Source organism: Streptomyces sp. B6B3 (genome assembly GCF_039871525.1).
Taxonomy (GTDB): Bacteria; Actinomycetota; Actinomycetes; order Streptomycetales; family Streptomycetaceae; genus Streptomyces.
In genome coordinates, this window is the sequence record NZ_JBDPLU010000005.1 from 187,002 (window position 1) to 201,212 (window position 14,211).

The following is a 14,211-nucleotide window of genomic DNA, read 5'->3' on the forward strand; positions in this document are numbered from 1 at the left end:
GCTCATACGGCGAGGTCGATGAGGTAGGGGCCGTCGTGCGCCCACATCGCCTCGACCGCGTCGCGCACCTCGTCGGGCCTGGTGACGCGGCGGCCCGGCACGCCCAGCGCCGCGGACAGCTCCGCGAAGCCGATCTCGGGGCGCGTCAGGTCGAACGCCTCGGGCAGGGCGTGTTCGGCGATGCCGCGCTCCCGCCAGTACTGCCGCAGGTTGAGGTCGAGCAGCCGGTACCGCCCGTTGTTGCAGATGACGAACTTGGCGCCGACGCCCTCCCGGGCGGCGGTCCACAGCGCCTGGAAGGTGTACATGCTGCCGCCGTCGCCGGTGAAGCCGACGACCGGCAGTTCCGGGCGGGCCATCTTGACGCCGATGGCGCCGGGGATGCCCACGCCGAGCGAGCCGCCCCGGGTCTGGAAGAACCGTCCGGGGACGCGCGGCGGCAGGTGTCGGGCCAGGGGCCCGCCCGCGGTGAGCGCCTCGTCGAAGACGGCCAGGTCCGCGGGGGCGCGCTCGGCCAGCGTGCGGACCAGCTGGTCCATCAGCGAGTCGTCGGCGCCGGCCGGGGCGCCCGGTTCGGTCGCCGTCGCGGACCCGGGCGGGGTGCCGAGGATCGCCGCCATGGGGGTGCGCGGGCCCAGCGCCTCGGCCAGCCCGGACAGCGCCAGCCTGGGGTCGGCGACCACGCCGAGGTCGACCGGGAAGTTCTTCGCGATCTCCCACGGGTCCAGGTCGATGTGGACGATCCTGGCGTCCGCACGGAAGGGGCTGTCGAGGAGCGGGAAGACCTCGGGGAAGACGTACGTGCCCACGATCAGCACGCCGTCGGCGTCGCCGACCACCCGGGCGCTGTCCTCGCCGAACATGTGCCCGAGCGCACCGCCGTAGAGCGGATGCGTGGTGTCCATGTTGACCTCGGAGGAGTTCACCCCCCACACCGGGGCGCCCAGCCGCTCGGCCACCTGGGTCAGCTCGCGCTGGGCGCCGCTCGCGGCGATCCCGTCGCCCATGAGGATCAGCGGGCGGCGGGCCGAGGACAGCATCCGGGCCGCCTCGCGCAGGGTGTCGGCCGGCGGCGCGACCCGGGTGTCGGGAACGCTGGTGGGCACCACGGGCTCGGTCGTCGTCGCGTCGAGCACGTCGGCGGGGAGCACCACCATGACCGGGCCCCGCGGCGGGGTCATCGCGATCTTCACGGCCCGGCGCAGCACCCGCAGCGTGGAGTTCGGATCGACCACCCGGGTCGCGTACTTGACCACGGGCTCGGCCATGGCGACCAGGTCGGCCGCCATCTGCGCGTCCATGGCGTCGTAGCGGACGCCGGCCTCGCCGGCCACGACCACCAGCGGCGAGCCGCCGCGTTTGGCCTGGTACAGCATGCCGATGCCGTTGCCGAGGCCCACGCCGCTGTGCAACTGCACCAGGGCGGGGCGCTGCGTGGCGCGGGCGTAGCCGTCGGCGATGCCCACGGCGGCGCCCTCGTGCAGCGCCATGATGTACGAGAGCTGGTGGTTCCTCGCCTCGTCGAGGAAACCCTGCTCGACCGTTCCGGGATTGCCGAACATGTAGCTGATGCCATCCGCGGCGAACTGCTCGAAGATGGCGGACTTTCCTGGTCTGGCACGCATGGGGGAATGTCCTCCTCGGGGAAGCGGGCCTTCTGGTGGATCGGGTGGGTGGGGGCCCCGGAACTCCGCGCGGGAATTCCGGAGATCCCACCGATGGTTCGCCGCTTTACCAGCCGTAACGGCGCAGGCCGTTCTCCAGCACCTCGACCAGCTTTTCACCGGAGGGAATCGAGTCCGGGGTGGAGCGGGCGGTCACGAACGGGTAGTCCACGAGCACCGACGTCTCCCGGCCCACGTTGCCGTGGAAGCCGCCCTCGGGCCCCGTGGCGTCGCGCAGGATGTACTCCAGCGGGTACGGCGGCGGGCCCATGTTGAAGTCCACGCCCAGGAAGCCGGTGCCGTCCTTGTAGTCGTACTCCTTGGGGTGTCCGGTGACGTGCTTGCCCCACAGCAGGCTGCGGCGCTCCTCCAGGTCACGGGCGAAGGCGAGCACGGCCACGCCGTAGCACTCGGCGAGCACCGGCTTGTCCGCCGCGACGAAGGACAGCACGACCTCGTGCAGCCGCTCGTTGTTGGCCAGGTCCACGATGGGACCGCTGCCACCCACGATGACCAGGGCGTCGAAGCCCGAGACCAGGTCGCCGGTGGCCGCCTCCAGCTGCCGGTGGTACTCCTCGACCTCCCGCAGGTGGTTGAGCGCGCTGTAGTAGGGCCGCTCGGGGATGAGCGCCTGGAGGCTGACGGGGTTGTCGAGCCGGCTGGACTCGTCGAGCTCACGCGCCCGGCGCGCCATGTCCCGGGTGGTGACCGACCGACCCAGCGGCGGGTCGACGTACTCGGCGTCCAGGCTCGGCGGCAGGGCGTGCGGCCGCTTGCCGGTGGGCGTCATGAAGGTGATCTGGTAGCCCTGCCTGTCGAACGCCTCGACCGGGCCGACCAGCTCCTCGCCCCAGTATCCGTATTCGGACAGGACAACGAGTATCCGCTTGGACATCGTTTATCTCCTCACTCAGTGCCGTGGTGGCCTGTCCGGTGTGATCCGGACACCTGAAGTACAGCCCGGGACGCGGCCGGGGACAAAGAAAGCCCGGGCAGCGGGCGACCACTTGGCCAACTTGACGCAATGGGCGCGAACTCGACTTGCCTGAGTTGACGCAGTGCGGATTCGCCTCCCCGCACTTCCGTGCCAAACGCACCCGCTATTCGCACCATGAACTGCGAACAATCCCTTGCCGCGAACAATCCCCTGAAGGGGGGTAGCGAAATGAATGGTCGCCTGGTCGTCTCCGACCTGGCACCGGTCGTCAGCGGTGGTTGCCACCCCGCGAAGGCCGTCGTCGGGGAACATCTCCCCGTCGAGGCCACGATCTGGCGTGAGGGCCATGACGCCGTCGCCGCCGAGGTGCGCTGGTGGTGGGCCGACGGTGAGGCCGCGTCCGTACCCATGACGCTGGTCGACGAAGGTCTGGATCGCTGGCGGGCCACCGTGGTTCCCGACCGGGAGGGCGCGTGGTCGTTCCAGGTGGTCGCCTGGAGCGATCCGTGGGCCACCTGGCGGCGCGCCGTCGACGCCAAGCTCGCCGCCCGGACACCGCTGGAACTGCTGGCCAACGACCTGGAGAACGGGGCGCGGCTGCTGGATCGGCTGGCCGCGGCCGTGGCCGCGGCCGACCGGCGGCAACCGGTCGAGGCGGCACGCCGGTTACGCGACGCCCGGCTGCCGCTGGCCGAACGCCTGGTCCGGGCCACGTCGCCGGCCATGGACGAGCTGGCCCGCGCGCATCCGCTGCGCGAGCTGCTCACCCACGGCCCGGTGCACGAGGTGTGGGCGGACCGGCAGCGTGCCCTCTTCGGCTCCTGGTACGAGATGTTCCCCCGCTCCACGGGCGGCACCGACGCGGCCGGCCGCCCGGTGCACGGCACCTTCGCCACGGCCGCCGCCGACCTGCCGCGGATCGCCGGCATGGGCTTCGACGTGGTGTACCTGCCGCCCGTCCACCCCATCGGCCGCAGCCATCGCAAGGGCCGGAACAACACGCTGGTCGCCGGCCCGGACGACGTCGGCTCGCCTTGGGCGATCGGCTCGGCGGAGGGGGGCCACGACGCGCTGCATCCGGCGCTGGGCACCCTGGAGGACTTCGACGTCTTCGTCGCGACCGCCAGGCGGCTCGGCCTGGAGATCGCCCTCGACCTGGCGTTGCAGTGCTCCCCCGACCACCCGTGGGCCCGGGAGCACCCGGAGTGGTTCACCCGTCAGCCCGACGGGAGCATCGCCTTCGCCGAGAACCCGCCCAAGCGGTACGAGGACATCTACCCGCTGAACTTCGACAACGACCCGGCGGGCCTCTACGCGGAGATCCTGCGGATCGTGCGGTTCTGGACGGCGCGCGGCGTGCGGATCTTCCGCGTCGACAACCCGCACACCAAGCCGGCCGCCTTCTGGCACCGGCTGATCCGGGAGGTCAAGTCGAGCGAGCCCGACGTGCTGTTCCTGTCCGAGGCGTTCACCCGCCCGGCCGTCGTACACGGCCTGGCCAGGGCCGGCTTCAGCCAGTCCTACACGTACTTCACCTGGCGGAACACCAAGGAGGAGCTGACCGAGTACGCCACCGAACTGGCCGAGGGCGGCCATGTGCTGCGCCCCAACCTGTTCGTCAACACCCCGGACATCCTGCCCGCCGGGCTGCAGACCGGCGAGCCCGCGACGTTCGCGCTGCGCGCCGCACTGGCCGCCACCCTCGCCCCGACCTGGGGCGTGTACTCGGGCTACGAGCTGTACGAGCACGAGCCGCTGCGGCAGGGCGGCGAGGAGTACCTGAACTCGGAGAAGTACGAGCTGCGGCCCCGTGACCACGCGGCCGCCGAGGCGGAGGGCCGTTCCCTGGCGCCGTGGCTGACCCGCCTCAACGAGCTGCGGCGCGCCCGTCCGGCGCTCCAGCAGCTGCGCGGGATCCGCTTCCTGGACGTCGACAACGACGCGCTGCTCGCCTATCTGCGGACCGATCCGGCCACCGGCGACGCGGTGCTGTGCGTGGTCACCCTCGACCCGCACGAGGCGGCCGAGGGCACGGTGCGGGGCGTTCCGGGCGCGCTGGGCGCGGCGCCGGGCGACGTGCTGCCGCTGCGCGACGAGATCAACGGCGAGGTGATCCCGTTCGGGGACGCCACGCGACTCAAGGTCGACCCGCGCCAGGCGGTGGCGCGGTTTCTGGTGAGGCTGGGAGATGAGTGAGCGCATGAACGTGCCGACGCACGAGACGACGACGGAGACGACGAACGGGCCGGCGACCGGACCGAAGACCGGCCCGGCGACCGATCCCACCGGCGGGCGGGCGAGCCGGGTGACCGGGGACGGGCGGGTCGTGGAGCCCGACGCGGCGGACTTCGGCACCGCCCGCCCGGCCCCGGCGGACCCCGGCTGGTACCAGCGGGCGGTGTTCTACGAGGTGCTGGTCCGCTCCTTCCAGGACAGCGACGGCGACGGCATCGGCGACCTGCGCGGCCTGCGCTCGCGCCTGGACTACCTGAGCTGGCTGGGCGTGGACTGCCTGTGGCTGCCGCCGTTCTTCGCCTCGCCGCTGCGCGACGGCGGCTACGACGTCAGCGACTACCGGGCGGTGCGGCCCGAGTTCGGCACCATCGACGACTTCGTCGCGTTGCTGGACGAGGCGCACGCGCGCGGCATCCGGGTGATCATCGACATGGTCATGAACCACACCTCGGACGCGCACGCCTGGTTCGAGGCCTCGCGCCGGGACCCGGACGGACCGTACGGGGACTTCTACGTCTGGGCCGACGACGACTCGGGGTACCGGGACGCGCGGATCATCTTCGTCGACACCGAGACCTCGAACTGGACCTTCGACCCGGTGCGCGGCCAGTACTACTGGCACCGCTTCTTCTCCCACCAGCCCGACCTCAACTACGAGAACCCCCGGGTGCAGGACGCCATGCTGGACGCCCTGCGGTTCTGGCTGGACCTGGGCATCGACGGCTTCCGGCTGGACGCGGTGCCGTACCTGTTCGAGGAGGAGGGCACCGACTGCGAGAACCTGCCGCGGACGCACGACTTCCTCCGAGCCGTCCGCAAGATCGTCGACGACGAGTACCCGGGGCGGGTGCTGCTGGCCGAGGCCAACCAGTGGCCGCGCGACGCCGTGGCGTACTTCGGCGGCGAGGACGCCCCGGTCGGCGACGAGTGCCACATGGCGTTCCACTTCCCGCTGATGCCCCGGGTCTTCATGGCGCTGCGCCGGGAGGACGGCACGCCCATCACGGACATCCTCGCCACCACCCCGCGCATCCCCGCCGGCGCGCAGTGGGGCACGTTCCTCCGCAACCACGACGAGCTCAGCCTGGAGATGGTCACCGACGACGAACGCGCCTTCATGTACGAGGCGTACGCGCCGCATCCGCGGATGCGGGCCAACGTCGGCATCCGCCGGCGGCTGGCGCCGCTGCTCGACAACGACCCGCACAAGCTGGAGCTGGCCACCGCGCTGCTGCTGTCCCTGCCGGGATCCCCGATCCTCTACTACGGCGACGAGATCGGCATGGGCGACAACATCTGGCTGCCCGACCGCGACGCCGTGCGCACCCCGATGCAGTGGACGGCCGAGCCCACCGGCGGCTTCTCCACCGCCGACCCGGGTGAGCTCTTCCTGCCCGTCGTCCACCAGCCCGGCTACGGGCCCGAGGCGGTCAACGTCGAGGCGCGGCGGGCGGATCCCGGGTCGCTGCTGCACCACACCCGGCGGATGCTGGCCGTCCGGCGGGCGCACCCGGCGTTCGGCATGGGCGACTTCGAGCCGCTGACCACCTCGGACCCCGCCGTGCTGGCGTTCGTGCGGGACCACACGGGTCCCGACGGCCGCCGGGACCGGGTGCTCTGCGTGAACAACCTCGCCGCCGAGGCCCGCGCCACGACCCTCGACGTGCCGGACGCGGCGGGCTGGCGCTGGACCGAACTCACCCCCGCCGGCTCCGCCACCGAATCGGCCAACGAATCCGCCAACGGTGAGCCGGCCACGGACGGCACGCCCGGGCGGCTGGAGCTGCCGGGACACGGCGTGCGCTGGTTCTCCCTCACCCCACCGGAGTCGCTCTCATGATCCCCACCACCCCTGACCCGCTCGACGCGCTCGCCGCGCCCGGCGTGCCCGAGGCGCTGGCCGCCTGGCTGGCCCGCCAACGCTGGTACGCGGGGCCCGCGACGGCGGCCGGCCCGGTCACCGTCCTGTCCGCCCGCCCGTTCACCGAGGACGGCGCCGGCGTGCTGGCCACGGTCCGGGCCGCGCGGGACGAGGACACCTACCTGCTGCCGCTGGGCCTCGGCCGGTCCCCGGTCGGCGAGCCGATCGCCTGGGCGGGCGACACCGCCGTCTACGACGCGCTGGCCGACCCGCGCCTGGTCGGCGCGCTCGTCCGGCGCGCCGCCCCCGACCTGCTGGCCGGGCGGCCCGCGGGCGAACCGTCCGTCCGGCCGTTGGGCGTGGAGCAGAGCAACAGCTCGGTGGTGGTCGACGAGCGGTACCTGCTCAAGGTCTTCCGCCGGCTGGTACCGGGTCCGAACCGGGACCTGACGGTGCACCGGATGCTGGCGGACGCCGGTTCCGCGCACGTGCCGCCGCTGCTGGGCGCGGTGACGGACGAGGCGTCCGGCGACACCCACGCCACCCTCCAGCGGTACCTGCCGGACGCCGTGGACGGCTGGGCCCTGGCGCTGACCCACGCCCGCGGCCGCACCGACCTGCGGCACGAGGCACGCGCGTTGGGCCACGCCGTGGCCGCCGTGCACCGGCAACTGGCCGCCACCGGCGGCGAGGCGCCGCTGCGGCACGCGGACTACCGGCGGCTGTCCCGGACCTTCCTGCTGCGGCTGGAGCGGGCGGTGGCGGCGGCGCCGCCGCTGGCCCGGCTGGCGCCGCGGCTGCGCGCCGCGTTCACCGCCATCGGCTGGCCCACCCTGCCGACCTCGTCGCCCCGGACGGCGCACCGGATCCACGGCGATCTGCACCTGGGGCAGACGCTCCGCACCCCGCGGGGCTGGCTGCTGATCGACTTCGAGGGGGAGCCGTTGGCCGCCCCCGAGGAGCGCGACCAGCCGGACTCGCCGCTGCGCGACGTCGCCGGCATGCTGCGGTCCTTCGACTACGCGGCCCACCACGGCTCCGCCGCAGAGCCGGGCGCGGCGGCCGGGACCGACCGCTGGACACGGGCGCGCGCCGCCCGCTGGGCGGGCCACCACCAGCGGGCGTTCTGGGACGGCTACGCCACCGCGACCGGCCGCGTCGGTCCCCGCCGGGCCGAGGATCTGCGGCTGCTGAACGCCTACGTGCTCGACAAGGCGGTCTACGAGGTCGGGTACGAGTTCCGGCACCGCCCCACCTGGGCCTGGCTCCCGCTGCTGGCCCTGGACCGCATGCTGACCGCGACCCCGGCCCCGGACAGCGTCCTGCCCGGAGCCGAGGCCGCCTGACGACTCAGCGCACCGACGCCTCCTCGCCACGTCTGATCCCGTTCAGCCTGGCGAGGAGGTCCGCGCTGCCACGCGGGTCCAGCCGCGGCAGCACCCGCTCGGACACCATGCCGGGCAGCAGCGTGCTCCACCAGGTGGTGACCCGGGCGACCAGGTCCACCCGCCTGGTGAGCACCTGGGAGAGCAGCTGCACCCCGAACAGGGAGCCGACGACGAGATGCGCGAGATCATCGGGGCCGGCGTCGGCGTTCAACTCCCCGGCCCGCTCCGCCTGGTGCAGATGGGTGCGGCAGACCCCCAGCCACCACTGGTGCACGCTCGGGTCGTTGCTACCCATCGCGCCCTGCTCCACCGTCAGCCGGATGCTGGCGCGCAGCACCGGATCGCGGCGCAGCAGCCGGGCCACGCCCTGCGTGATGTCGATCACCGTCTGTGTGTGGGACCCGGTGTTGGTGAGGATCAGCGAGCGTTTCTGCTCCTCCATCACCCCCCGCGCCAGCGCCTCCTTGGATTCGAAATGAAAATACAAGGCGCCCTTGGTCACTTGGGCGCTGCGGAGAACGTCGGAAATGCTGGTGGAAGCGAACCCCCGGCTTTCGAAGACCACGGCGGCGGCCTCCAGTACGCGACGTCTGGTCCGAAGCGCGCGTCGTTGCATGGTTGTCCCCCAACCTCCCCCCGTCGCATTGCGTAAGCCGAATACTAGCAATCGGATGATCATTGATGTCGAGTAACGCACGCGAAAAGCGCGGAACCCCGTTTCGCCGCGGTCCGTAGGGAGAAACGGGGTTCGCGCGGGAAATCCCAGTTGATGCCCTGTCAGGTTCCGTTCAGCTCCGTGCGCTCGGAGGCTCGGCGCGGCAGCCCCACCAGCGCGATGACCAGGCCCAGCAGGGCGATCGCCGAACCGGCGAGGAACGCGTTCTGGTAGGCCGCGAGTCCCTCCCCCGCCCCGCCGGTCGCGCCGCCCGAGCCGGTGATGACGCCGGCCAGCACCGCCGTGCCCAGGCCGGCGCCGACGGCGTACGCGGCCGAGCAGAGGCCGCCGGCCACTCCCTGGTCGCGGTCGGCGACGCCGCTGACCCCGCCGATGTTCGCGGCGTTGAGCACGGTGCCGCAGGCCACGCCGTGCACCACGAGGCAGGGCAGCACCAGCGTGAAGTACTGGTCCGACGTGCCCACCAGCACGAACATGCCCACCGAGACGACCTGGAGCACGAGTCCCGCCACGCACACCGCGCGGACGCCCAGTGCGTTGACCAGGCGGCTGGTGAGGAAGCGGGCGGTGAGGAAGACGGTGACGCCGAGCGGCAGGATCGCCATGGCGATCCGGGTGGCGGAGTAGTCCAGGACCTCCTGGAGGTAGAGCACGATGGTGAACTGCCAGCCCAGGGCGGCGGCGGCGTGCGTGCACGCGACGAGATAGGAGACCGAGCGCAGCCGGGAGCGGAAGATCTCCAGCGGCAGCATCGGCGCCCGGTGGCGGCGCTCGATGGCGACGAACGCGCAGAGCAGCACCGGCGCGAGGGCCAGCGGCAGCAGCGTGGCCGCGTCCGTCCAGCCGGCCTCGGGCGCCTGCACCACGCCGTAGACCAGGAGCAGCAGGGCGGAGGTGACCACCAGGGCGCCGCCCGGATCGAACGACCGGCGGCCGCCCGAGCCGCCCGCGTCGCGGGTCTCGCGGGTCCCGGGGGTGTCGGGGTCGACGGCGATCGGGACCAGGGCGAGCACCAGCAGCGCCAGCAGCCCGGGGATGAAGAACACCAGGCGCCAGTTGGCCTCGGTCAGCAGCCCCGAGGCCACCAGCCCGGTGCTCCAGCCGAGACCGCCGGTGGCGCCGTAGATGGACAGCGCCCGGTTCCGCTCCCGGCCCTCGGCGAACCGCGTGGTGATGATGGAGAAGGCGGCGGGCGCGGTGAACGCGGCCGCGGCGCCCTTGACGAAGCGCGAGACGATCAGCGGCTCGGGCGCGGTCATCAGGCCGCCCAGCAGGCTGGCGGCGACGAACACGGCGAGGCCGACCACCAGCACCCGCCGCCGGCCCAGCAGGTCGGCGGCCTTGCCGCCCAGCAGCAGGAAGCCGCCGAAGGCGAGGGTGTAGCCGGAGACCAGCCACTGTAAGGAGCCGGTGTCCATCGACATCTCGTCCCTGATGCTGGGCAGGGCGACACCGACCGTCGAGTTGTCCAGGGCGTCGAGGAAGAACACCGCGCACGTCACCAACAGGGTCAGTCCCTTGCCGCGCGGCGACCCGGGCCGGTCGACGGCGCCGGGCGCCGCCCGCGCGGGCAGTTCGTTGCTGATGGTCATCGGTCCTCATTTCGTTCGCGAAAAAAATACCGAGGGGTATGAAATACCGGGCCGCGCGCTCCCGACTCACCTCGTGCGATCGCGTTCGACCGCGTCGATTCGCTTGGCTCGGCCCTCGCGCGGCCCGGCGTTGTTGAGTATTCCGCCGGGCGCGCATTACCCGGCGCCGCCCGGAGGTTTCCCGAACCCACTTCGTGGAGTTAACGCGGCGGCGCGGCCCGGCCGGCCCTGGAGAGTTCCTGGACGACGCTGGCGAATTCGCGTATCGGCTCGCTCTCGCGCTGTCGCGGCCAGGCCAGTGCCACCCGCATCGGCTCGACGTCCGTCAGCCGCGCCCAGGCCAGGTCAGGACGCGCGTAGTACCGCGCCATGCTGGCCGGCGCGATGCAGATGGCGGCCCCGACCGCCACCTGTTCGAGCATCTCCTCGACGTTGTTGTTGGTCGGCCCCCACCGCGGGCTCGACCCGTCGGGCCGGGGGTTGACCGCCCACCAGTCGACCCAGGCCCGGGGCGCGTGCTGCGTCCAGGTCAACGGCTCGTCGTGGATGTCGTCCAGGGTCACCCGCCCGCGCCCGGCCAGCCGGTGGGCGGCGGGCAGGCCGACGACGCGCGGTTCCACGTGCACCACGACGGTGCGCAGCCCCGAGGTGTCGGCCGGCAGCCAGATGAACGCCACGTCCGCGCGGCCGTCGCGCAGCGCCGCCACCTCCTGGCCCCAGTCGAACCGCTTCGGCTCCACCCGGATGCCGGGATGCCGGCGGGCGAACTCCGCCCGGGCCCGGGTGATCAACTCGCCGGCCCCACTGGCCTCGAAGCCCACGCGCAGCAGCAGTCCTGAACCGCCGGGCCAGTGTCGTTCGGCCGCCGCCCTGACCCGGTCGGCCTGGGCCACCGTGCGGCGCGCCTCCGCGACGACCTCCTCGCCCGCGGCCGTCGCCCGCACGCCGCCCGGGTGCCGCTCGAACAGGCGCACCCGGAGCTCCGACTCCAGGGTTTTCAGGGCATAGGACAGCGTCGGCTGGCTGACGTGCAGCGCCTCGGCGGCCCGTCCCAGGTTCCCGGCCTCGGCGATGGCGACGAGATAGCGGAGCTGACGCAGTTCCACGCTGCGATGATAGAGGCGTTCTATGGCACAAGTGATCGCTTCACTTGGACAGCCCGTCGGTGACCGTGCGACAACTGTCGTGACAGCTCAGTGATGTGGAGGTCAGTCCGTGAGTAGCCCCAGTGCCCCCGCCCCGACCCGGACGGTGAGAGGCCGCGTCTGGCTGATCACCGGCGCCTCCTCCGGTTTCGGGCGGGCGATCGCCGAGGCCGCGCTCGCCGCCGGCGACACGGTCGTCGCCTCGGCCCGCCGCCCCGAGTCCGTCCACGACCTGGTCGCCGCCCATCCGGACCGGGCGGCCACGACCCATCTGGACGTCACCGACAACGCGCGCATCGCCGACGTCGTCGCCGAGGTGATGCTGTGGTACGGCCGCATCGACGTGCTGGTGAACAACGCGGGCCACGGCCAGGTCGGGGCCGTCGAGGAGACCACCGACGGCGAGCTGCGCGATCTGATGGACCTGCACTTCTTCGGTCCCGCCGCGCTGGTGCGCGCCGTGCTGCCGCACATGCGGGAGCGGAAGTCGGGCGCCGTCGTGCAGATCAGCAGCTTCGGCGGCCAGGTGGCGTACCCGGGCTTCTCGGCCTACTGCGCCAGCAAGTTCGCGCTCGAAGGGCTGTCGGAGTCGCTGCGCCAGGAGGTGGCGCCGCACGGCATCAAGGTGCTCGTCGTCGAGCCCGGGGCGTTCCGCACCCGGTTCTCCGGCGAGGCCCTGCACCAGTCGGCGGCGCTGGACGCCTACGCCGACACGGTGGGCCCGGTGCGCGAGTTCATCACCGGCATCCACGGCACCCAGGCCGGTGACCCGGCCCGGGCGGCGGCGGCCATCCTCGGCGCCCTCGACAGCGACAAGACGCCGCTGCGGCTGCCGCTCGGCGACGACGCCTACGACGGGGTGCTCGAACACCTCGACGCGGTGCGGGAGGAGGCCGTGGCCTGGGAGTCGGTCGCCCGGGACATGAACTTCCCCGACGCGGCGAACGACTAGCTCCAGTCCTCTCCCGGGCGTGGTCGCTTCCGGGAGAAGTCGGAGACGGGCCCGCACTCCCCCGAGCGGGCCGTCCCCGGCTCGGCGTGGCGTCGCGGACGCGGGTCGTGGTTGTCATCGCGCCCGGGCGCCACACGAAAGACCCCGTGGTTCCGCCGTTGCCAGCAACGGCGGAACCACGGGGCCGTTCTTCGGACTCCCCAGGACCGTCAGCGGCGGGGGAGCGCGCGCAGGATCTGCGACGGGTCGGTGTACGACTTCCAGCGCACGATCTTGCCGTCGCGCACCTTCAGCCACTGGATGAACTCGATCTCGAAGACCCGCCCGGTCTCCTTGACCGTGGACCGCTCGTCGATCACGCCCATGGCGTTCTCGCCGTCCACGACGAGGTCGACGAGTTCCTCGTGGTTGACCTCGACGATGCCGGAGAAGACGCGGAAGGTCTCCAGCACCTCGGCGACGCCGCGGTAGGTGCCGATCCAGGCCATGGCGTCGTTGTAGCCGGGAACCGGGCTGTAGTTGATCCACTCGACGTCGTCGGCCAGGCAGCTCAGCGCCCGTTCGATGTCGCCGGTGGTCAGCGCCTCGAACCAGGTGGCGGCGACCTCACGCGTCGTCGGGATCGCGGTGGTGGTCATGAACTCACTTCTCCTTCTTGGACGGCTTCTTGGACGGCTTCTTGGACGGGTTTCTTGGACGGGTGCCGGGGCCGCGGTTCAGCGGCTCCGCGGGCCGATGACCCAGTGCTGGCGGACCGTGAGGCTGTGCAGGTACCGGCCGTTGACGAAGTTCCTCCGGTCGTCGTCGACCAGCGCCTGCTGGGCCGACCGACGGGCCGACCGCAGGGCCTCCACGTCGTCGAACCACTCGTGGAAGGCGGCGTCGAAGGGCGGCTCGCTCAGCGCGTACCACCCGTCCCTGGTGACGGACTGGTCGTAGCGGCGCAGCCCGGGGAGCTCGGTGACCAGCGGCGCGTGCCGCTCCCTGAGGTGCCGCCGGAACGCCTCGACGCTCATGCCCTCCCGGCGCTTGGCCAGGGTCACGACCTTGACGCCGGGCTGGACGGAGGTCTCGGGAACGTCCGGAAGCACGGTCTCGGTGTCGGTGTCCAGCACCACGGTGCGCCAGAACGCGGCCCAGCGCGGCTCGTCGAGGCGGGCGCCCTCGAGGAACTCCGGCGTCTGGAGCGAGGCGAGCTGCTCCTCCTCGTTGGCCAGCCAGATCTCGGCGATGCCGCTCCACAGCGGCTCGCCGCCCTCGCCGGGCTCGGGCAGCCGGGTGTCGATGGCGTAGCGCCTGATCTGCGGGATCCGGCTCGCGTACCGGACCGCGTGCACGTCCAGCCAGTACCGGTGGAAGTCCTGTTCGGTCATGCCCGGCTTGGGGGCGGCGAAGATGAGTTGGTGAATCACGTCGCGCCCTCTCAGACCTTGTACCGGGCCTGGACGTCCTCGGCGAAGCCGAGGTAGTCGCGCAGCGGCCAGACCTCCTCGAACTCCAGGTACTCGCGCATCGGCAGCCGGCCCAGCGCGTTGCGGTCGAGCTCCTCGGCGCTCGGCGAGTCGACGATGGCGATGACGCGCTTCTGGGCGGCCACCTTCCACAGGCCGATGCAGTAGCCGGAGTCGAGGGTCTCCTGGGCGTGCCTCGCCTCCTCCTCCTCGATCTCCCACAGCTCGTCGAGGGTGATCCGGCCCTCGTGGTTCCACTTCATCTGGACGTAGAAGAGCATGGCTGTCTCCTTCTGGTGACTGGTTTGAA

General features: G+C 72.2%; 12 protein-coding genes. 4 read left to right on the forward strand and 8 right to left on the reverse strand.

Features of this window, described 5'->3' with window-relative positions:
- Positions 1-2 precede the first annotated feature (2 nt).
- A complete protein-coding gene (locus ABGB06_RS13320; protein WP_347588685.1) occupies positions 3-1,625 on the reverse strand; it encodes a thiamine pyrophosphate-binding protein in 1,623 nt (540 codons plus the stop codon).
- A 106-nt stretch (positions 1,626-1,731) separates the two neighbouring features.
- Complete coding sequence (locus tag ABGB06_RS13325) at positions 1,732-2,559, reverse strand: type 1 glutamine amidotransferase domain-containing protein (protein WP_347588687.1); 828 nt, start codon at positions 2,557-2,559, stop codon at positions 1,732-1,734.
- 270 nt (positions 2,560-2,829) lie between these two features.
- Between ABGB06_RS13325 and ABGB06_RS13330 the strand changes: the two genes are divergently transcribed.
- The 3 genes from ABGB06_RS13330 to ABGB06_RS13340 are packed head-to-tail and all read left to right on the forward strand — an operon-like array spanning position 2,830 to position 8,043.
- On the forward strand, positions 2,830-4,797 hold the full coding sequence (locus tag ABGB06_RS13330; RefSeq protein ID WP_347588689.1) for a maltotransferase domain-containing protein: 1,968 nt from the start codon (positions 2,830-2,832) through the stop codon (positions 4,795-4,797).
- Positions 4,790-6,676 carry a maltose alpha-D-glucosyltransferase gene (treS, locus tag ABGB06_RS13335; protein ID WP_347588691.1) on the forward strand — a complete coding sequence of 629 codons (1,887 nt, stop codon included), beginning with the start codon at positions 4,790-4,792 and terminating at the stop codon, positions 6,674-6,676. The genes ABGB06_RS13330 and treS overlap by 8 nt, the downstream gene beginning before the upstream one ends.
- A complete protein-coding gene (locus tag ABGB06_RS13340; protein WP_347588692.1) occupies positions 6,673-8,043 on the forward strand; it encodes a hypothetical protein in 1,371 nt (456 codons plus the stop codon). The genes treS and ABGB06_RS13340 overlap by 4 nt, the downstream gene beginning before the upstream one ends.
- 4 nt (positions 8,044-8,047) lie before the next feature.
- Here the strand turns inward: ABGB06_RS13340 and ABGB06_RS13345 are convergent, their stop codons facing one another.
- The 3 genes from ABGB06_RS13345 to ABGB06_RS13355 form a co-directional block, all read right to left on the reverse strand.
- A complete protein-coding gene (locus ABGB06_RS13345; RefSeq protein WP_347588694.1) occupies positions 8,048-8,764 on the reverse strand; it encodes a ScbR family autoregulator-binding transcription factor in 717 nt (238 codons plus the stop codon).
- Positions 8,765-8,862: 98 nt separating this feature from the next.
- Complete coding sequence (locus ABGB06_RS13350) at positions 8,863-10,353, reverse strand: MFS transporter (protein WP_347588696.1); 1,491 nt, start codon at positions 10,351-10,353, stop codon at positions 8,863-8,865.
- Positions 10,354-10,553: 200 nt separating this feature from the next.
- The gene (locus tag ABGB06_RS13355) at positions 10,554-11,459 is read right to left on the reverse strand and encodes a LysR family transcriptional regulator (protein WP_347588698.1); all 906 of its coding nucleotides are present in this window, start codon (positions 11,457-11,459) and stop codon (positions 10,554-10,556) included.
- 109 nt (positions 11,460-11,568) lie between these two features.
- On the opposite strand from ABGB06_RS13355, the gene ABGB06_RS13360 reads away from it, so the two are divergent.
- Positions 11,569-12,450 carry an oxidoreductase gene (locus tag ABGB06_RS13360; protein WP_347588700.1) on the forward strand — a complete coding sequence of 294 codons (882 nt, stop codon included), beginning with the start codon at positions 11,569-11,571 and terminating at the stop codon, positions 12,448-12,450.
- Between the two features lie 209 nt (positions 12,451-12,659).
- Here ABGB06_RS13360 and ABGB06_RS13365 read toward each other — a convergent pair whose 3' ends face one another.
- The 3 genes from ABGB06_RS13365 to ABGB06_RS13375 form a co-directional block, all read right to left on the reverse strand.
- Positions 12,660-13,088: a nuclear transport factor 2 family protein gene (locus ABGB06_RS13365; RefSeq protein WP_347588701.1), complete on the reverse strand. Its 429-nt coding sequence runs from the start codon at positions 13,086-13,088 to the stop codon at positions 12,660-12,662.
- A gap of 78 nt (positions 13,089-13,166) precedes the next feature.
- Positions 13,167-13,862, reverse strand: a complete 696-nt coding sequence (locus tag ABGB06_RS13370; protein WP_347588703.1) for an EthD family reductase — start codon at positions 13,860-13,862, stop codon at positions 13,167-13,169.
- An 11-nt stretch (positions 13,863-13,873) separates the two neighbouring features.
- Positions 13,874-14,182 carry a muconolactone Delta-isomerase family protein gene (locus ABGB06_RS13375; RefSeq protein WP_347588705.1) on the reverse strand — a complete coding sequence of 103 codons (309 nt, stop codon included), beginning with the start codon at positions 14,180-14,182 and terminating at the stop codon, positions 13,874-13,876.
- Between the last annotated feature and the right edge of the window lie 29 nt (positions 14,183-14,211).

Excerpts from the sequence above, each read along its gene's own strand:
- ABGB06_RS13320 (WP_347588685.1), bottom strand. The coding sequence starts at position 1,625 with ATGCGTGCCAGACCAGGAAAGTCCGCCATCTTCGAGCAGTTCGCCGCG.
- ABGB06_RS13325 (WP_347588687.1), bottom strand. The coding sequence starts at position 2,559 with ATGTCCAAGCGGATACTCGTTGTCCTGTCCGAATACGGATACTGGGGC.
- ABGB06_RS13330 (WP_347588689.1), top strand. The coding sequence starts at position 2,830 with ATGAATGGTCGCCTGGTCGTCTCCGACCTGGCACCGGTCGTCAGCGGT.
- treS (WP_347588691.1), top strand. The coding sequence starts at position 4,790 with ATGAGTGAGCGCATGAACGTGCCGACGCACGAGACGACGACGGAGACG.
- ABGB06_RS13340 (WP_347588692.1), top strand. The coding sequence starts at position 6,673 with ATGATCCCCACCACCCCTGACCCGCTCGACGCGCTCGCCGCGCCCGGC.
- ABGB06_RS13345 (WP_347588694.1), bottom strand. The coding sequence starts at position 8,764 with ATGATCATCCGATTGCTAGTATTCGGCTTACGCAATGCGACGGGGGGA.
- ABGB06_RS13350 (WP_347588696.1), bottom strand. The coding sequence starts at position 10,353 with ATGACCATCAGCAACGAACTGCCCGCGCGGGCGGCGCCCGGCGCCGTC.
- ABGB06_RS13365 (WP_347588701.1), bottom strand. The coding sequence starts at position 13,088 with ATGACCACCACCGCGATCCCGACGACGCGTGAGGTCGCCGCCACCTGG.
- ABGB06_RS13375 (WP_347588705.1), bottom strand. The coding sequence starts at position 14,182 with ATGCTCTTCTACGTCCAGATGAAGTGGAACCACGAGGGCCGGATCACC.